19 protein-coding genes, 1 tRNA gene and 1 pseudogene are annotated in these 15,663 nt (G+C 37.1%); all 21 read left to right on the top strand.

The annotated features are described in order from the left end of the window. The first annotated feature begins 130 nt into the window (after positions 1 to 130). Positions 131 to 203 (top strand) — tRNA-Gly (locus HMPREF0381_RS12760). 193 nt (positions 204 to 396) lie between these two features. Then, positions 397 to 813 carry a Fur family transcriptional regulator gene (locus HMPREF0381_RS12755; protein ID WP_008752419.1) on the top strand — a complete coding sequence of 139 codons (417 nt, stop codon included), beginning with the start codon at positions 397 to 399 and terminating at the stop codon, positions 811 to 813. Between the two features lie 67 nt (positions 814 to 880). Continuing rightward, positions 881 to 1,417, top strand: coding sequence for a rubrerythrin (rbr, locus tag HMPREF0381_RS12750; protein ID WP_008752418.1), 537 nt, complete (start codon positions 881 to 883; stop codon positions 1,415 to 1,417). 194 nt (positions 1,418 to 1,611) lie between these two features. Further along, positions 1,612 to 2,310, top strand: a complete 699-nt coding sequence (locus tag HMPREF0381_RS12745; protein WP_008752417.1) for a S1 RNA-binding domain-containing protein — start codon at positions 1,612 to 1,614, stop codon at positions 2,308 to 2,310. 12 nt (positions 2,311 to 2,322) lie between these two features. Then, a complete protein-coding gene (locus tag HMPREF0381_RS12740; protein ID WP_008752416.1) occupies positions 2,323 to 3,717 on the top strand; it encodes an aminopeptidase in 1,395 nt (464 codons plus the stop codon). A gap of 21 nt (positions 3,718 to 3,738) precedes the next feature. Further along, on the top strand, positions 3,739 to 4,932 hold the full coding sequence (tig, locus tag HMPREF0381_RS12735; RefSeq protein WP_040461465.1) for a trigger factor: 1,194 nt from the start codon (positions 3,739 to 3,741) through the stop codon (positions 4,930 to 4,932). Beyond that, positions 4,932 to 5,729, top strand: coding sequence for an HAD-IIB family hydrolase (locus HMPREF0381_RS12730; RefSeq protein WP_008752414.1), 798 nt, complete (start codon positions 4,932 to 4,934; stop codon positions 5,727 to 5,729). The genes tig and HMPREF0381_RS12730 overlap by 1 nt, the downstream gene beginning before the upstream one ends. Positions 5,730 to 5,751: 22 nt before the next feature. Beyond that, positions 5,752 to 6,456, top strand: a complete 705-nt coding sequence (gene cysE / locus HMPREF0381_RS12725; protein WP_008752413.1) for a serine O-acetyltransferase — start codon at positions 5,752 to 5,754, stop codon at positions 6,454 to 6,456. Further along, positions 6,456 to 6,785 (top strand): GIY-YIG nuclease family protein, encoded by a 330-nt coding sequence (locus HMPREF0381_RS12720; RefSeq protein WP_008752412.1) that lies wholly within the window; start codon positions 6,456 to 6,458, stop codon positions 6,783 to 6,785. Before cysE ends, HMPREF0381_RS12720 begins: the two co-directional genes overlap by 1 nt. Then, entirely contained in the window at positions 6,763 to 7,410 is a 648-nt protein-coding gene (locus HMPREF0381_RS12715; RefSeq protein WP_008752411.1) for an RluA family pseudouridine synthase, read from the top strand. The genes HMPREF0381_RS12720 and HMPREF0381_RS12715 overlap by 23 nt, the downstream gene beginning before the upstream one ends. Positions 7,411 to 7,528: 118 nt before the next feature. Further along, positions 7,529 to 8,110 (top strand): DUF3793 family protein, encoded by a 582-nt coding sequence (locus HMPREF0381_RS12710; protein ID WP_008752410.1) that lies wholly within the window; start codon positions 7,529 to 7,531, stop codon positions 8,108 to 8,110. Positions 8,111 to 8,145: 35 nt separating this feature from the next. Next, positions 8,146 to 8,574, top strand: a complete 429-nt coding sequence (locus tag HMPREF0381_RS12705; RefSeq protein ID WP_008753503.1) for a flavodoxin — start codon at positions 8,146 to 8,148, stop codon at positions 8,572 to 8,574. Between the two features lie 444 nt (positions 8,575 to 9,018). Further along, the gene (greA, locus tag HMPREF0381_RS12700) at positions 9,019 to 9,501 is read left to right on the top strand and encodes a transcription elongation factor GreA (protein ID WP_008752408.1); all 483 of its coding nucleotides are present in this window, start codon (positions 9,019 to 9,021) and stop codon (positions 9,499 to 9,501) included. Between the two features lie 9 nt (positions 9,502 to 9,510). Then, positions 9,511 to 10,992: pseudogene (gene lysS / locus HMPREF0381_RS12695) on the top strand (lysine--tRNA ligase); the annotation flags it as partial. 343 nt (positions 10,993 to 11,335) lie between these two features. After that, a complete protein-coding gene (locus HMPREF0381_RS12690; protein ID WP_040461463.1) occupies positions 11,336 to 11,533 on the top strand; it encodes a hypothetical protein in 198 nt (65 codons plus the stop codon). Between the two features lie 18 nt (positions 11,534 to 11,551). Further along, positions 11,552 to 12,337: a ParA family protein gene (locus HMPREF0381_RS12685; protein ID WP_008752405.1), complete on the top strand. Its 786-nt coding sequence runs from the start codon at positions 11,552 to 11,554 to the stop codon at positions 12,335 to 12,337. Continuing rightward, on the top strand, positions 12,327 to 13,241 hold the full coding sequence (locus HMPREF0381_RS12680; RefSeq protein ID WP_008752404.1) for a ParB/RepB/Spo0J family partition protein: 915 nt from the start codon (positions 12,327 to 12,329) through the stop codon (positions 13,239 to 13,241). Before HMPREF0381_RS12685 ends, HMPREF0381_RS12680 begins: the two co-directional genes overlap by 11 nt. A 2-nt stretch (positions 13,242 to 13,243) precedes the next feature. Next, positions 13,244 to 14,287 carry a DUF6017 domain-containing protein gene (locus tag HMPREF0381_RS12675; protein ID WP_008752403.1) on the top strand — a complete coding sequence of 348 codons (1,044 nt, stop codon included), beginning with the start codon at positions 13,244 to 13,246 and terminating at the stop codon, positions 14,285 to 14,287. Between the two features lie 16 nt (positions 14,288 to 14,303). Beyond that, positions 14,304 to 14,435, top strand: coding sequence for a hypothetical protein (locus HMPREF0381_RS15610; RefSeq protein ID WP_008752402.1), 132 nt, complete (start codon positions 14,304 to 14,306; stop codon positions 14,433 to 14,435). A 164-nt stretch (positions 14,436 to 14,599) separates the two neighbouring features. Beyond that, positions 14,600 to 15,106 (top strand): PcfB family protein, encoded by a 507-nt coding sequence (locus HMPREF0381_RS12670; protein WP_008752401.1) that lies wholly within the window; start codon positions 14,600 to 14,602, stop codon positions 15,104 to 15,106. Positions 15,107 to 15,262: 156 nt separating this feature from the next. Beyond that, entirely contained in the window at positions 15,263 to 15,493 is a 231-nt protein-coding gene (locus HMPREF0381_RS12665; protein WP_008752400.1) for a hypothetical protein, read from the top strand. The last annotated feature ends 170 nt before the right edge of the window (positions 15,494 to 15,663 follow it).

Below are 15,663 nucleotides of genomic sequence, written 5' to 3'. Positions count from 1 at the left end.
ACACATATTTTTCTTGGTGAGTACAAGCGTAGCGAAGTACGAGCCTAGAAAAATAGCGTACTTGAACTTACAGAGTAAGTTCATAGTATTTCCTTTACAAATGATTGGTACATTGGTATAATAAGCATATGCGCGAGTGGCTCAGTTGGTGGAGTACGACCTTGCCAAGGTCGGGGTCGCGGGTTCGAGTCCCGTCTCGCGCTCTGAAAAGTCTTGTTTTACAAGGCTTTTTTGTTTTTTGTAAAAAACTTTTAAAACCAATCTTGAAAAAAGTTTAAAAATGTAATATAAAATAATAATCTGTTTACAAGATATATTTTGATTTTTATCTTGACATTCTAAAAATAGGTGATATACTAAAACAGTAATGATTCTTATTTTTAGAAAGGGATATACATGAAGGATCTAAAGTATAGTATACAAAGGGAGGCTATCTTAGATAACTTAAAGTCTAGAGTTGATCATCCTACAGCTGATATGCTCTTTCAGTCACTACGAAAAGATGATCCTAAGATTAGCTTAGGTACCGTTTATAGAAATCTCAGTTTGCTCACTGAGATAGGTCGAATAAAGAAATTATCCGACAGGAACGGGATTGAGAGATATGATTACAATACCACAGATCATTACCATTTTGCATGTAAGGCTTGCTCAAAGCTCATTGATTTACCTACAGGTATTATAGCAGGTTTAGATGAGAAGGCTAAACATGAAGATATCGGTATTGTTGAAAATCATTCACTCATTTTTTATGGCTATTGTAAGGAATGTTATCAAAAAATGCTCTATATAGATTCAAAAAAAGCAGTATAATTTTGAAACTGTTTTGATAACTTTCGTACATTATAGTAATTTTTGATATTTTAAGGAGGAAATTTTTATGTCAAAATACGCAGGAACAAAAACAGAGAAGAACTTGATGGAGGCATTTGCAGGTGAGTCTCAGGCCAGAAACAAATATACATATTACGCTTCAGTAGCTAAGAAGGCAGGTTACGAGCAGATGGCAGCTCTTTACCTTGAGACAGCAGATCAGGAGAAGGAGCATGCAAAGATGTGGTTTAAGGAGTTCCACGGTATCGGAACACCTGAGGAGAACCTTGTAGATGCAGCAGCGGGAGAAAACTATGAGTGGACAGATATGTATGCTCGTATGGCAAGAGAAGCAAGAGAAGAAGGCTTCGAGGCGCTTGCAAAGAAGTTTGAGCTTGTAGCTAAGGTAGAGGCAAGCCATGAGAAGAGATATCTTAAGCTTCTTGAGCATTTGAAGAACAACGGTACATTCAAGGGAGATGCTCCTCTTGGTTGGAAGTGCCGTAACTGCGGATATATCCATGAGGGTGCAGAGGCTCCTACAGTATGTCCATGTTGTGCTCATCCACAGGCATACTTTGAGAGAATGACTGTGAACTACTAAAATGAGCTTCAAAATAGTATAAAATCTTAAAATTGACAGAGGCTCCTCAAGCAAAATTGAGGAGCCTCTAATCTTTTTATACAACTATAGTCAAATGTAGTAAAGATGTGTTATAATGTTATCTATTGTTTTATGATATATAGATAGCAGGAAGATTGCTAGTATTAAAACGAAAAAAAATTTTGGAGGTCAATATGGCAGAAGAGACAATGAAGGACTTTGAGAAGGAGCTTGAAGAGTCATATAAAAATATGGACACAAAAGAGGAGCCACAGGAAAATAAGTGGGAAGTTTTTGAGAAGATGTTGGCTGAGAAGACAGTTTCAAAGGTTAAAATCACAGAAGTGGTTAAGGGCGGATGTATAGCTTTTTTAGAGGAAGTAAGGGGATTCATCCCTGCAAGCCAGCTGTCAAGTCAGTATGTTGAAAATCTTGATGAGTATCTGGGTAAGAGTCTTGAGGTTATAGTTATTACAGCTGAGCCTGCCAAGAAGAAACTCGTTCTTAGCCACAGAGCGATTGAAAAGGAAGAGGCAAAGAAGGAAAGACAGGCTAAGTTTGACAGTGTCAAAGTAGGAGATGTACTTGAAGGTAAAGTGGATTCAATCAAGGACTATGGTGCATTCATTGACCTTGGGGACGGTATTTCAGGATTACTGCATGTGTCACAGATTTCAAATCAGAGAGTGAAGAATCCGGCTGCCGTACTCAAAGAGGGTGAGAGTGTAAAGGTAAAAGTGACAGGAATCAAGGATGGAAAGATTTCACTTTCAAAGAAAGCACTTGAGGAGAATGCAGAGCAAAAAGATCCCTCAAAAGGATTTAAATATGTAGAAAAAGGTGTTGCATCAACATCATTAGCCGGACTGTTGAAGGACATCAAATTAGACTAGGGGAGGTTTAAAGTGGCAGAAAGTAAAGCAAAAGCTCTGCAAAAAGAACTTTCATATGAATATCCGCATATAGCCAAGGTGTCTCCTGATCAGATAGAAAAGGCGGCAGAGTTTGCAAACGGCTATAAGAATTTTTTAAATAAGTCTAAGACTGAGAGAGAAGTAGTGAAAGAAGTTACAAGTTTACTTGAAGCAAACGGCTATACAGTTTTTGATCCTAAAAAGAGTTATAAACCGGGAGATAAAATTTATAAAGTAAACAGAAAAAAAGCAGTACTTGCTTCTACAATCGGTACTGAGTCTATTACCGAGGGTATAAGAATCAACGGTGCACATATAGACTCTCCGAGACTTGATCTTAGGCCGAATCCGATGTATGAAAAGAGTGAGACAGCTTACTTTAAGACACATTACTATGGTGGAATAAAGAAGTATCAGTGGGCAACAATGCCTCTTTCAATGCATGGAGTAATCTTTAAAAAAGATGGCAGCTTTGTAGAGATAAATGTAGGTGAAAACGAAGAAGATCCGGTGTTTTATATAAGCGATCTGCTTCCACATCTGTCAAAGAAGCAGGATAAAAGAACTCTTGAAGAGGGAATCAAAGGTGAAGAGCTGAATATTTTCTTAGGTACATTGCCTTTTGATAACAGTGATGATATTAAGGACAGTGTGAAGTTAAAGACTTTAGAGATTTTAAATCAAATGTATGGAATCACAGAGAGAGATTTTGCAAGAGCCGAGATAGAATTTGTCCCTGCAACAAAGGCAAGGGATGTAGGATTTGACCGTTCACTTTTAGCCGGTTACGGTCATGATGACAGAGTGTGTGCATACCCTGCAATTATAGCGGAGGTGGAAGCAAAATCGCCAAAGTATACTACACTTACAATCTTGGCAGATAAAGAAGAGATAGGTTCAGTAGGTAATACCGGTTTACATTCTCATTTTGTATATGATTATATAGAGTATCTTTCACAGTGCTTTAGGGCAGATGTGAAAGAAGTATGTGAAAAGTCTGCTTGTCTTTCATCAGATGTTAATGCGGCTTTTGATCCTACATTTCCTGATGTGTATGAACCGAACAATTCCGCATATCTGAATAAAGGTTGTGTACTTACAAAATATACAGGTGCCAGAGGAAAAAGCGGATCATCAGATGCAAGTGCCGAGTTTATGAATAAGGTCATTTCTATCATGGATGAACATAATGTTCACTGGCAGACAGGTGAACTCGGTGCCATAGATGCCGGCGGCGGCGGAACTATTGCACAGTATGTTGCGATGATGAATATAGATGTAGTAGATTTGGGTGTACCTGTTATTTCTATGCATTCGCCGTATGAGGTAATATCAAAATTAGATTTATATAATACATATCTTGCCTTTAAGGCATTTTATGAGTAAGTAAGTGAAAGGTTTTATTTTATGAGATTAAGAAAGTTAGCTGTGATTGGAATGGTGGTTTTGGCTACAATGAGTGCTTGCGGAGCCGAAAAAAAAGACAGTACAGGCAGTACTGAGGCAAAAACCGGTACGGAAGCAAGTACAGAAGCAAAAACAGAGGCAAAGAAGCCAAGTGACCTCGGCAGTGTAAAACTTGGGAATTATATCGGTGTAGAGATACCTAATATAGATACAACCGTAAGTGATCAGGAAGTGGAATCACAGATAAATACAGAACTGCAGCAGGATCCCGACAAGGAGAATATAACAGACAGAGCCGTTCAGGAAGGCGATACTGTAAACATTGACTACACCGGAACGAAGGACGGAGTTGCCTTTGACGGCGGCAGTGCAAAAGGCTATGATTTAGTTATCGGCAGCAAGAACTTTATTGACGGATTTGAGAGCGGACTTGTAGGTCACAATATCGGTGAAAATGTACAGCTGAATCTTACATTCCCGTCTGATTATAATAATAAGGATTTGGCAGGTGCTGCGGTAGTATTTGATGTAAAAATTAATTCTATTTCAGTTTCAAAACCTGCTACACTTACAGACGAGTGGGTAAGCAGACATACAAACAATGCACAGAAAACAGTTGATGAATATAAAGCTGAAGTGAGAAAAAAACTTGAAGATCAGAAAAAGAAGAGTGCAAAGCAACAGGATGAGTACAATGCTTTAACAGCTGTAATCAAGGATTCAACCTATAAGCTTAATGATAAGGCCATAGACTATGAGTATGATATCTCTATGGAGCCTATCAACAGTATGATTAGTCAGTATGGTATGACAATGGCACAGTATGCACAGGCTTACGGTACAGATGAAGAAGGCTTAAAGAAGCAGATCAGAGAGCAGGCTGAAAATGTTGTTAAGCAGGAAGTTACTTTAAATACAATCTATAAGAAAGAAAAGATGTCTTTAAAAGATGAGGACTACCAAAAGGTTATAGAGGCAAGCGGGCTTACTATAAGTAAAGATGAACTTATAAAGCAATATGGCAAAGATAAGGTTGAAGAAGCTGTAAAATCATACAAGGTTGTCAGTTTCCTGGTTGAGAAGGCAAAGAGAAGTGCGGCAACAGTAAATGTCAACGGTGAGACAATCAGCGGTGCTGAAAGTTCAACAAGTGCTGAAAGTACAACTGCACAAAGTAGCGAGGCTGCTAAATAATGAAAGCACTGTTCTTTGATATAGATGGAACTTTGATTGACAATGAGACCAAACAGGTACCGAGGTCTGCACTGAAGGCTATAAAAGATGCAAGAGAAGCAGGCCATTTGACATTTATCAATACAGGTAGAGTGGAGTGTATTATCGGCAATATAAAAAGTCGATTTAAAATGGACGGCTATATATGTGGCTGCGGTACACAGATAGTAGTTGGAGATAAGACCGTCTTTGAGAAGAGGATAGATCATGACAGAGGCATTGAAATAAAAAAACTGTTGAAGAAATTCAATGTTGAAGGTATGTTAGAGGCAAGGCAGGGAATTTATTTTCCTGCCAAACCTTTTATATATCCGGAGATAACAGAGAGAGCCTTGGATGCAATAAGTACAGTTGTAGAACCCTCTGTAGGTGAGTTTGACAGGGATGACTATGATTTTGACAAGTTTTGTATATTTGATGATCCGAGATTTTCAAGGAGTGATTTAAAGTCATTCTTTGCCGAATGCAGTGATTTTGATATTATAGATCGTGGTGCAGGATTTTATGAATGTGTGCCATATCCATGCTCAAAGGGTAAAGGTGTTTTAAAAGTACTTGACTATTATGGTATAGCATTAGAAGATGCTTATGTATTTGGGGACAGCATGAATGATTTGCCTATGTTTACCTGTGGTGCTAAGAACAGAATAGTACTTGGTGAGCATGATACGGCATTAGAGGAGTATTCCACATACTTTGCAAAAAAGGTATTGGAGGACGGAATATATTTGTCAATGAAGGAACTAGGTCTTATATAGTTTCATAAGTTTTGGAGAGATTATGTTTTTTAAGGATGTTTGGAGAGATGTACAGGCTGTAAAAGAGAGAGATCCGGCAGCCAGAAATGCATTTGAAGTATTATTTTTATATCAAGGTATTCATGCCTTGATTATGCATAGAATTGCACATTGGTTTTATAAAAAGCATATGTTCTTTATAGCAAGATGGATATCACAGGTTTCAAGATTTTTTACAATGATAGAAATTCACCCGGGAGCCGAGATTGGTGCCGGAGTGCTGATAGATCATGGTGCAGGAACTGTAATAGGTGAGACGGCGGTAGTCGGGGATAATTGTACACTGTATCAGGGTGTGACTTTAGGCGGTGTAGGTACTGCCAAGGGCAAAAGACATCCTACCCTTGGGAAAAATGTTATGGTAGGTGCGGGTGCAAAGATTTTAGGTTCATTTGAAGTAGGTGACAATGCATCTATAGGTGCAAACTCAGTGCTTCTTAAGCCTTTAGAGAGCGATTCCACAGCAGTCGGGATACCTGCAAAGCCGGTCAAACTGAACGGACAGGCAGTTGAGAAGAAGCATAAGCTTGCACAGGTAAATGCAGATATTTCAAAATTGGCAGAGACTATTGATATACTGAATGAAAGATTAAGCCAAATGGAGGATTTACTGAAGAAAAACGGTATTGATACAAGCGGCTTAAAGAATAACAGAGATACTACTGAATTTACTGATTGGGTAATTTGATGGAAATAGATGTAGAGAGCAGACAATTGGGAGTCGGATATTCGATTTTTGATTTGTCTGCTTTTTTAGAAGAAAGAGCCTTTGTATACTTATTGCGTTGTAATGACAACAGCCTGTACTGCGGGTGGAGCTTTGATATAATAAAGAGACTGAAAGCACATAATTCAGGTAAGGGAGCCAAATATACAGGAGCAAGACTTCCTGTAGAACTGGTATATTTTGAGGTATATAAAGATAAGACGGATGCAATGAAAAGAGAATATGAGATAAAACAATTAACGAAGAAACAAAAGGAAAGATTGGTAAATGGCATTAAAGATATTATATGAGGATAATGATATTATAGTAGTGATAAAGCCCAGAGGGGTTTTTAGTCAGTCAAGTTCCGGTTTTGAAGAAGATATGGTAAGTCTTATAAAAAAACATCTTGGAAAAGACAGCTATATAGGTGTGGTTCATAGACTTGACAAGCCGGTATATGGGATAATGGTTTATGGAAAGAATAAAAAAGCTACAGGCATACTTTGTAATGAACTTAGAAAAAAGAATATAAGAAAGATATATGAAGCACTTGTAGAGGGTGTTCCAAGTGAAAATAGAGGTAAATTAAGAGATTTTATAAAGAAAGATAATAATATCAGCAGGGTGGTAGAAAAAGATACTGAAGATGCAAAGGAAGCCGTATTGGAGTATGAGATAATAGAGACAAAATACAGTGCGGACAGATATATTACCAGACTTAAAATAAATCTGCTTACAGGCAGGCATCATCAGATAAGGCTTCAGTGTGCGGCTCATGGCTTTCCTATATTGGGCGATCACAAGTATAATGAGAGAGTGATAAAAGAAAAACTTGATTACAATAAAGTACCGGCATTGGCAGCTGTGGCGCTTGAGTTCAAGCATCCAAAGACGGGCAAGGAAATGAAATTTAAAACAGGTGCAGATTTTTGAAAAATTTTTTTTGAAAAAAATAAAAAAAGTTATTGACAAATTACATCTAAAATGATAATGTTAGGGAGTACTAACTAAGGGAAATAAATTTCCTTTTAAAAATAAGACGGAGGTAGGTATGCCGGTTGAGATAGTAAACAGGCTGGCAACTGATGATGAGAATAGTGTAGAACTCAGACTTATCATTCAAAATGCCGCAGTGCTGAAAGGGAAAAGGATTTCCGGTATGCTCTTTCTAAATGATAGGGAGTTAGCCAGAATAAGTATAAAATTACATAATACGAATATCAGTTTGATTATCCTTTGTACCTGCAAAAAGAGGCATTTGGTAATGGTGTACAGAGCAAAAGAGCTGGAAGAATATCTCAAGAATAAAGATGTCGGTAATTATTTGAGAGAGTTTGGATATAGGAGAGATGATTTTATATCAAATCTTATCAGACTGCATCAGAGGATGAATAGCTTTTATAATAGAATGAAAGAATTTCCACATGAGGTAGGCATATTCCTCGGGTATCCGATATGTGATATAAAGGGCTTTCTTGAAAATAAAGGAGAGAGATATTTGCATAGCGGGTATTGGAAAATATATGGCAACTTGGAAGAGACCAGAAAAAAATTTTTAAGCTATGATGAGGCCAGAGAGATTGCTATCGGTGAGTTTTTATCCGGAAGAGAGCTGGAGAATATAGCTTGTTGATAACAGTTTTGGGTCTAGAAAATAAGGAGAAAAAAATGGAAAAAGCAATTATCGTTTATTGGAGTTCAACAGGAAACACAGAGGCTATGGCAAATGCGATAGCTGACGGAGTAAAGGCGGCAGGCGGTACACCTGAGCTGGTATATGTTGACAATGTAAATGTTGATGAATTACTGGCACAGCCGGCATTTGCTATCGGATGTCCGGCAATGGGAGCTGAGGAGTTGGACGAATCAGTGGATAGTTTTGTATCGGAGATTGAAGGCAAGGTATCAGGCAAGAATATTCTTCTATTCGGTTCATATGATTGGGGCGATGGAGAATGGATGAGACTATGGGTTGAGCGTATGCAGAATGCAGGTGCCAATATCATAGGTGGTGAAGGCATTATAGCAAACCTTGAACCGGATGCAGATGCAAAGGCTGCACTTGAGGCAGCAGGAAAGCAGTTAGCTGCGTTTTAAATTTGGTCTTAATATTAGGTTTTCCTAATTTAAGATATGGTAGCTGTTATCTATACAATATGGGCAGCTATCATATATATCAAGTAAGACATGAGCAACCTTATTTGATAATATACAGTGTTACACATATTGAAATTTCCTCTTACTTAAAAGACAGGCCTTGAGCAAGCCTGTCTTTTTTTGCAATAAAGCAGGGCGTTTATAAGGACTGTATAAACTCCTAAAATATAAGAATTTACTACTTGACAGTTTACAAAGTCCATTGTATAATTCTCCGGAACTAGTTAGATTATGTATTAAATTCGCCACATACGCCGGTATAGTGGTTTTTTTCTAATCTTAAACGAGTTGGTAGATTGAAGTTAAAGTTTTGACTTCAAAATAAAAAATATAAGGACAATTTTACTTAAGCAGGAGTGAAGTAGAAGTCAAAATGGAGGAAATATGGCAGAGAAAAAGCATATATTAACTTATGAGGGACTTAAAAACTTAGAAGAAGAGCTACAGGATCTGAAGGTCAATAAGAGAAAAGAAATAGCCGGAAAGATAAAAGAGGCAAGGGAGCAGGGAGATCTCTCAGAGAATGCAGAATATGATGCTGCCAAGGATGAACAAAGAGATATAGAAGCAAGAATAGAACAACTTGAAGCATTACTTAAAAACGCTGAAGTGGTTGTAGAAGATGAAGTTGATCTGGATACAATAGGTATCGGTTGTAAGGTGAAGATTCTTGATAAGGACTTTGATGAAGAACTTGATTTCAAGATTGTAGGTTCTACAGAGGCGGATTCACTTGCAGGAAAGATAAGCAATGAGTCACCGTTGGGTAAGGCATTACTGGGAAAGAAAATCGGAGAGACGGCAGAAGTGGAAACACAGGCCGGTGTATCAGAATATATGGTATTGGAAATACAAAGGGTATCTTAAGGAGGAAATATGGCAAACAGCAATGAACCAATGACAAGTGAGGATCTAAATCATATTTTAAAAGCAAGAAGAGACAAGTTGTCTGAATTGCAGCAGACAGGTAATGATCCGTTCTTTATCACAAAGTATGATGTAGACAAACATAGTACAGATATAAAGGACAACTTTGAAAAGCTGGACGGAAAAAGTGTCAATATTGCAGGTAGGCTTATGTCAAAGCGTGTCATGGGTAAAGCGTCATTTTGCCATGTACAGGATTTAACAGGAAAGATACAGGCATATGTAGCAAGGGATTCTGTAGGAGAGGACGAGTACAAGGCTTTTAAAAAGCTTGATATCGGAGATATTGTAGGTGTCACAGGTACTGTATTTAAGACACAGACAGGTGAGATAAGTATTCATGCCACAGATGTAGTATTGCTTTCAAAGAGTTTAAAGCCGCTTCCTGAGAAGTTTCATGGACTTACAGATACCGATACAAGATATCGCCAAAGATATGTAGACCTTATAATGAATGAGGATGTAAAGGATACATTTGTAAAGAGATCAAGAATTATCACAGAGATTAGAAAGTTTCTGGACGGTCAGGGCTTTATAGAAGTTGAGACACCTATGCTTGTAAGTAATGCCGGCGGGGCGGCGGCAAGACCTTTTAATACTCATTACAATGCACTTGACGAAGATGTAAAGCTTCGTATTTCTCTCGAGCTGTACCTGAAGAGACTTATAGTAGGAGGTCTTGAGAGAGTATATGAGATAGGCAGAGTATTTAGAAATGAGGGTGTAGATACCAGACATAACCCGGAGTTTACACTGATGGAGCTTTATCAGGCATATACAGATTATCATGGCATGATGGATCTTACTGAAAATATGTTCAGATATTTGGCACAGACCGTATGCGGAAGTACTACAATACCTTATGCTGAAGCTATGATAGACCTTGGAAAGCCGTTTGAGAGAACTACAATGGTAGAGGCAATCAAGAAATATTCAGGTGTAGACTTTGACAAAGTAGAGACTACCAAGGAAGCTAAGGCACTTGCAAAGGAAAAGAAAATTGAATTTGAAGAGCGTCATACCAGAGGTGATATCATTAATCTGTTCTTTGAGGAGTTTGTTGAAGAAAAGCTTATACAGCCGACATTTGTGATGGATCATCCTATTGAGGTGTCACCGCTTACAAAGAAGAAACCCGGTGATCCGAGGTATGTTGAGAGATTTGAGTTATTTATCTACGGTAGAGAGATGGCAAATGCATACTCTGAGCTTAATGATCCGATTGACCAGAGAGAAAGATTTAAGGCACAGGAAGCGGCATTTGCAGCAGGTGATGAGGAGGCAAATCATACAGACGAAGACTTCTTAAATGCACTTGAGATCGGTATGCCGCCTACAGGAGGTATAGGATACGGTATCGACAGACTTGTAATGTTACTTACCAACTCACCGGCAATCAGAGATGTGCTTCTGTTCCCGACATTAAAGTCAAGTAGGTGATAAACCCTGGAAAAACCAAGGGTTTTGAGTGGTAAGGAGAGCTTGTGTACCACAAAAGTACCATAAAAGTTCCAATAGTAAATGCAGGATAATACATGATAATGCATTTAAATCTTGGGGAGTCAATTAATATTTGCAAAATTAAGGACACTTTCTAAAAGAGAAATCTTTTGAGAGTGTCTTTTTTGTTATGGTTAGAATAAATTTAGTAAAAAACTTTAGGAGGAAAAAACATGGGAATTTGTACAGCGATAGGTGCGGTGGATGCGATGCAAAGAATAACCGTTCCCAAAATGAAACAGAAATTATGTCCAATTATAGGAGGAATGAAAATATGTTGAAAATAAGAATTTCGGGGGCTACATATGAACTTAAGGATTACCTTGAACATATGAAGAAAGATAAAATTTATCAGATTATAAGCAAGTCACGGCCATTGAAAAATAAAGGAACTAATAGGATTTTCCGAGTTTTCACAGATGTTGATAAAAAAACTAAGATAGTTGCCAGAGAGTCAAAGACTGTAGAATAATAATGGAGGGATACGGTTATGTCAAAAGTAATCGCAATAGCGAATCAGAAAGGCGGAGTGGGCAAGACCGCTGTATCAAGCAACCTAAGTGTAGGCCTTGCAATGAATGGAAAGAAGGTAATGGTTATAGACGCAGATCCACAGGGTAATCTTACATCTAGCCTTGGAATTGATAATGCAGATGAATTAGAGAACACTCTTGCATCATTCATAGAGCGTGAGATAACGGAGAGACAGATTGAACTGTCAGAATATATTATGCATAATGAAGAGGGAGTGGATATTATGCCATGTAATATCAAACTTGCAGGAATGGACTATATGATTATGAATGCGTTAAGCAGAGAGTATCTGCTTGATGCCTTTGTATCAAATGTAAGGGATAAATATGATTATATTTTAATTGATTGTTCACCTAGCCTTAACTTGGTGACAATCAATGTGTTAACTGCATCTGATTCAGTAATCATTCCTGTAGAGGCTTCGTATCTTTCGATGACTGGGTTACAACAGCTTCTTGCATCAATAGGTTCAACGAAGAGAAAACTTAATCGTAAGCTGGAAGTCGAAGGAATTGTCATAAATAAGGTTAATACTCGTACCAATCATGAGAAGAACATAATAGGCAAACTTCGGGAAGCATATGGGAGTCAGATAAAAATCTTTGATGTTATGATTCCTGAGTCGGTGAGGGCAAAGGAATGTACTGCTTTTGGAGTAAGTATCTATAAGCATGATGGCAAAGGCAAGGTTGCAAAGTCTTTTGAAGAATTAACAAGGGAGGTAATGGAACATGGCTGTTAAGAAAACTCTTCCTGAACGGGTTCAGCTTAAAAATCTTGACTCATTATTTGGAATCAACCAGGAACAGACAGGACAGGTACTGGAAGTCTCTATAAGAGATCTATTTCCATTTCAGAATCATCCATTTAAGGTACTGGATGATGACAAGATGCTACAGACAGTTGATAGTATTCGTGAAAATGGTATCCTTGTACCGATTATGGTTCGTAACAGACTAAAGGGTGGGTATGAAGTGATATCGGGTCATAGGCGTAAACATGCTGCTGAAATAGTTGGGCTTGAGACGGTTCCGGTTATTATCAGAGATTTGACAGACGATGAAGCTGTAATTGCTATGGTGGATGCTAATCTCCAAAGAGAAGAGATTCTTCCAAGTGAAAAGGCGTATGCATACAAGATGAAGCTTGATGCATTGTCTCATCAGGGTAAGAAAGAAGACTTAGCAGCTTCCACCCAAGTTGGGTGGAAGTCGGAGTCAGCAAATAAGGTTGGAGAAACAGCAGGTGATAGCAAGAACCAAGTACGTAGATATATCCGTCTTACAGAGTTGCTTCCCGAGCTATTGGAGATGGTAGACAATAAAAAATTAAAATTCAATCCAGCTGTAGAAATTTCATACATAAGCCCAAACGAGCAATGTTTACTTTTAGAAGTTATAAAAGTAGATAATGTGGTTCCATCTTTAGCCCAAGCTCATCAAATAAAAAAACTGTCGCAAGAAAAGTCATGTACTAAGGAAGCACTTCATGCTCTGCTTTCAGTAGCAAGTATTAAGGAAAGAAATGTGGTAATTAAGCATGAGGTCATTATGCAATATTTTCCGGCTGAAGTGAGTGATGCTGAAATAGAGAGTCTCATTGTAAGACTCCTTGAAGACCATCGTAAGAAGCACGGAGGTATTTGATTATGGCTAAGTTTGAATACGATTATTACTCGGGTGCGGAAAGTGAACAGTTTCGATTTTTGAAGATACCTAAGGTGTTTTTTGAAGACTCTGATTACGAAGAATTAGGTTTGGCAGAATGTATTTTGTATGGTTTTTTACATGAACAGGTTGCTCTCTCAAAGAAGAATGGATGGGTTGATGAATACGGAAGAACATATGTTATAAGGTCATTGGAATCAGTTCAGAAGCTTCTGTGTAATTGCAGCCCTGATAAAGCAAGATCTACACTGAAAAACCTCATTGATTTTGGACTTATTGAGAAAAAAAGAAGAGGACAGGGAAAGCCGGACATTATTTATGTGAAGAACTTTGTAACTAAGAAATTGAAAATATCCCAATTAAAAAAAGTAGGTGTTTGTGAAATTTTTTTTTCTGAGAAGGAAAAACCCAAGCTCTTGAAAGAGAAAAAATCAATTTCAAGAGACATGAAAAACCAAACTTTAGAAGTGGAAAAATCCGCACCTAATAATACTAATTTAAAGACAAATGAGTTTAATAAGACTAATCATAATCTGATCCAAGGTATCGGCAATAACATAAGGGAACAAATTAGAGTGGATAAGTCACAATATGATAGTGATGAAGGTGAGGTTGAAAAGCTCATAGAACAAATTAAGGTAAATATTGATTATGATGAATATTCATCCAGATATCATGCAGAATATAATAATCGCTATGAGGAAATGTTCCAGATAATCGTTGAAATGGTAGTAGGAAGGCGTGATAAATTGGTTATTGGAGGAACAGAGTATTCACAGTTCATTATAAAAAAACGTTTTATGTCTTTGAACGCAAGTCATCTTGAATATGCAATGTGGAAGCTTTCAGAGAATCTTGGAGAAATCCATAACATAAAGAAATATATGATTGCCACACTCTTTAATGCACCTACAACAATGAACAACTTTTATACTCAGCTTGTTTATCATGATATGCACAGTGATAAATGGTTTAAGATGATTGAAAAGAAAAGGAATGAAGAGAAGGTCAGTTTTGATATGTAAGCTGAGGGGCAAAAGCATGAAAGAAACTATTTCAAATGAATCATTGGCAGATGCAATTACGTTAGTGCTTTATATTTTGGATATTGATATAGAATCTAATGTGGAAGCAGATAAGGAATATTTGTTAAAACAATATTTTAGAAAATAAATATTAATATGATAGTGATAGGAAGCAGATTCAGAACTTGGCGTAGAAATGAAACTGCTCCTTTTTTATATTACTGGTAAATGAAAAGATATGAAATTGGTTAAAAAGAATTGTCAAGGTGAAAGAGGAAGAAAGAAATAGGAATGTAAGCATGTTTTTTATAAATGGATAAGAGAGGTGAAATATTGATCAATGAAGAAGTAAGCAGACAGGTTATTGCCGTTGTAGAAAGAGGAAATATAAGGACAGCTAAAATGGTAATAGACCTTATGAAAGGGGTGCTGAATATGGCAGCCAAAAAAGGGAAAAGTCTAAAGGAATTTATAGAAGAAAAGAAACCGACAACCGTAAAAGATTTGGTGAAGAAAGGGAAAGTTGAAACATTAGAACTAAATGACCTTGACTTTAAGGGCTTAAAAAGAGAACTGAATAAAAACGGAGTAAAATTCAGCATCAAAAAAGATCTTACTACAGGAAATAACATTATCTTCTTTCAGGCAAAGGATGAAAAGGTCATGGAGCAGGCGTTTAAGGAAGCAGTAGAAAAATTTGCCGGAAAGAATAAGAAAAGAGAATCGGTAATGGGTAAACTAAATCAATTCAAAGAAAAGGTGAAAAACGCACCTAAGAAAGATAAAATCAAGGAGAAACTTAATGAGCAAAGCTTATAGGAATATGTCTTTTAGCCAAAAGAGGAATATATAAAAGAAAGTCCAACAAAGTTTTTCAGTTTATCTTCTCACATGAAAAGTAGGATCATTTGCAATAATGAAAACAAAAGGATGCAAGATTCGGTGGAATTAAGTAAAAAGTGATATAATATTGAAATGATGATAAAGAAAGGAAAGCTGCCTACAGTGAAGAAAAATTTATGTCCAAGATGTAATCGTAAGATGAAGCAACAGTTTATAGGACTGTTACATTGTAAATGCGGTATGAGCTATCATAAAGATATGGGATATTTTGAAAGAACAGGGAATATGATTTTTGCATTAGAAAAGAAAAAGAGAGGTGAAAAAACAAAGCAAGTTCCTGTAATTAGGTATAAAGATGAGTAAGTCAGGAAGGAGGGATCAATACGAAGATTGTAAAAGAGATACTAAAAGATATAAAAAATATATTTCATATAAGAGATAAGAAAAAGTTTGTAATTCAAAACTTACCTTATCTCTTTTTATTTTATCCGGGAAACATCCTATCAGCACATGTTAGAAGTTATATAGGCGGA

It is taken from the genome of Lachnoanaerobaculum saburreum DSM 3986, from assembly GCF_000185385.1.
Lineage (GTDB): Bacteria > Bacillota > Clostridia > Lachnospirales > Lachnospiraceae > Lachnoanaerobaculum > Lachnoanaerobaculum saburreum.
This window is presented reverse-complemented; position numbering and strand designations above follow the sequence as displayed.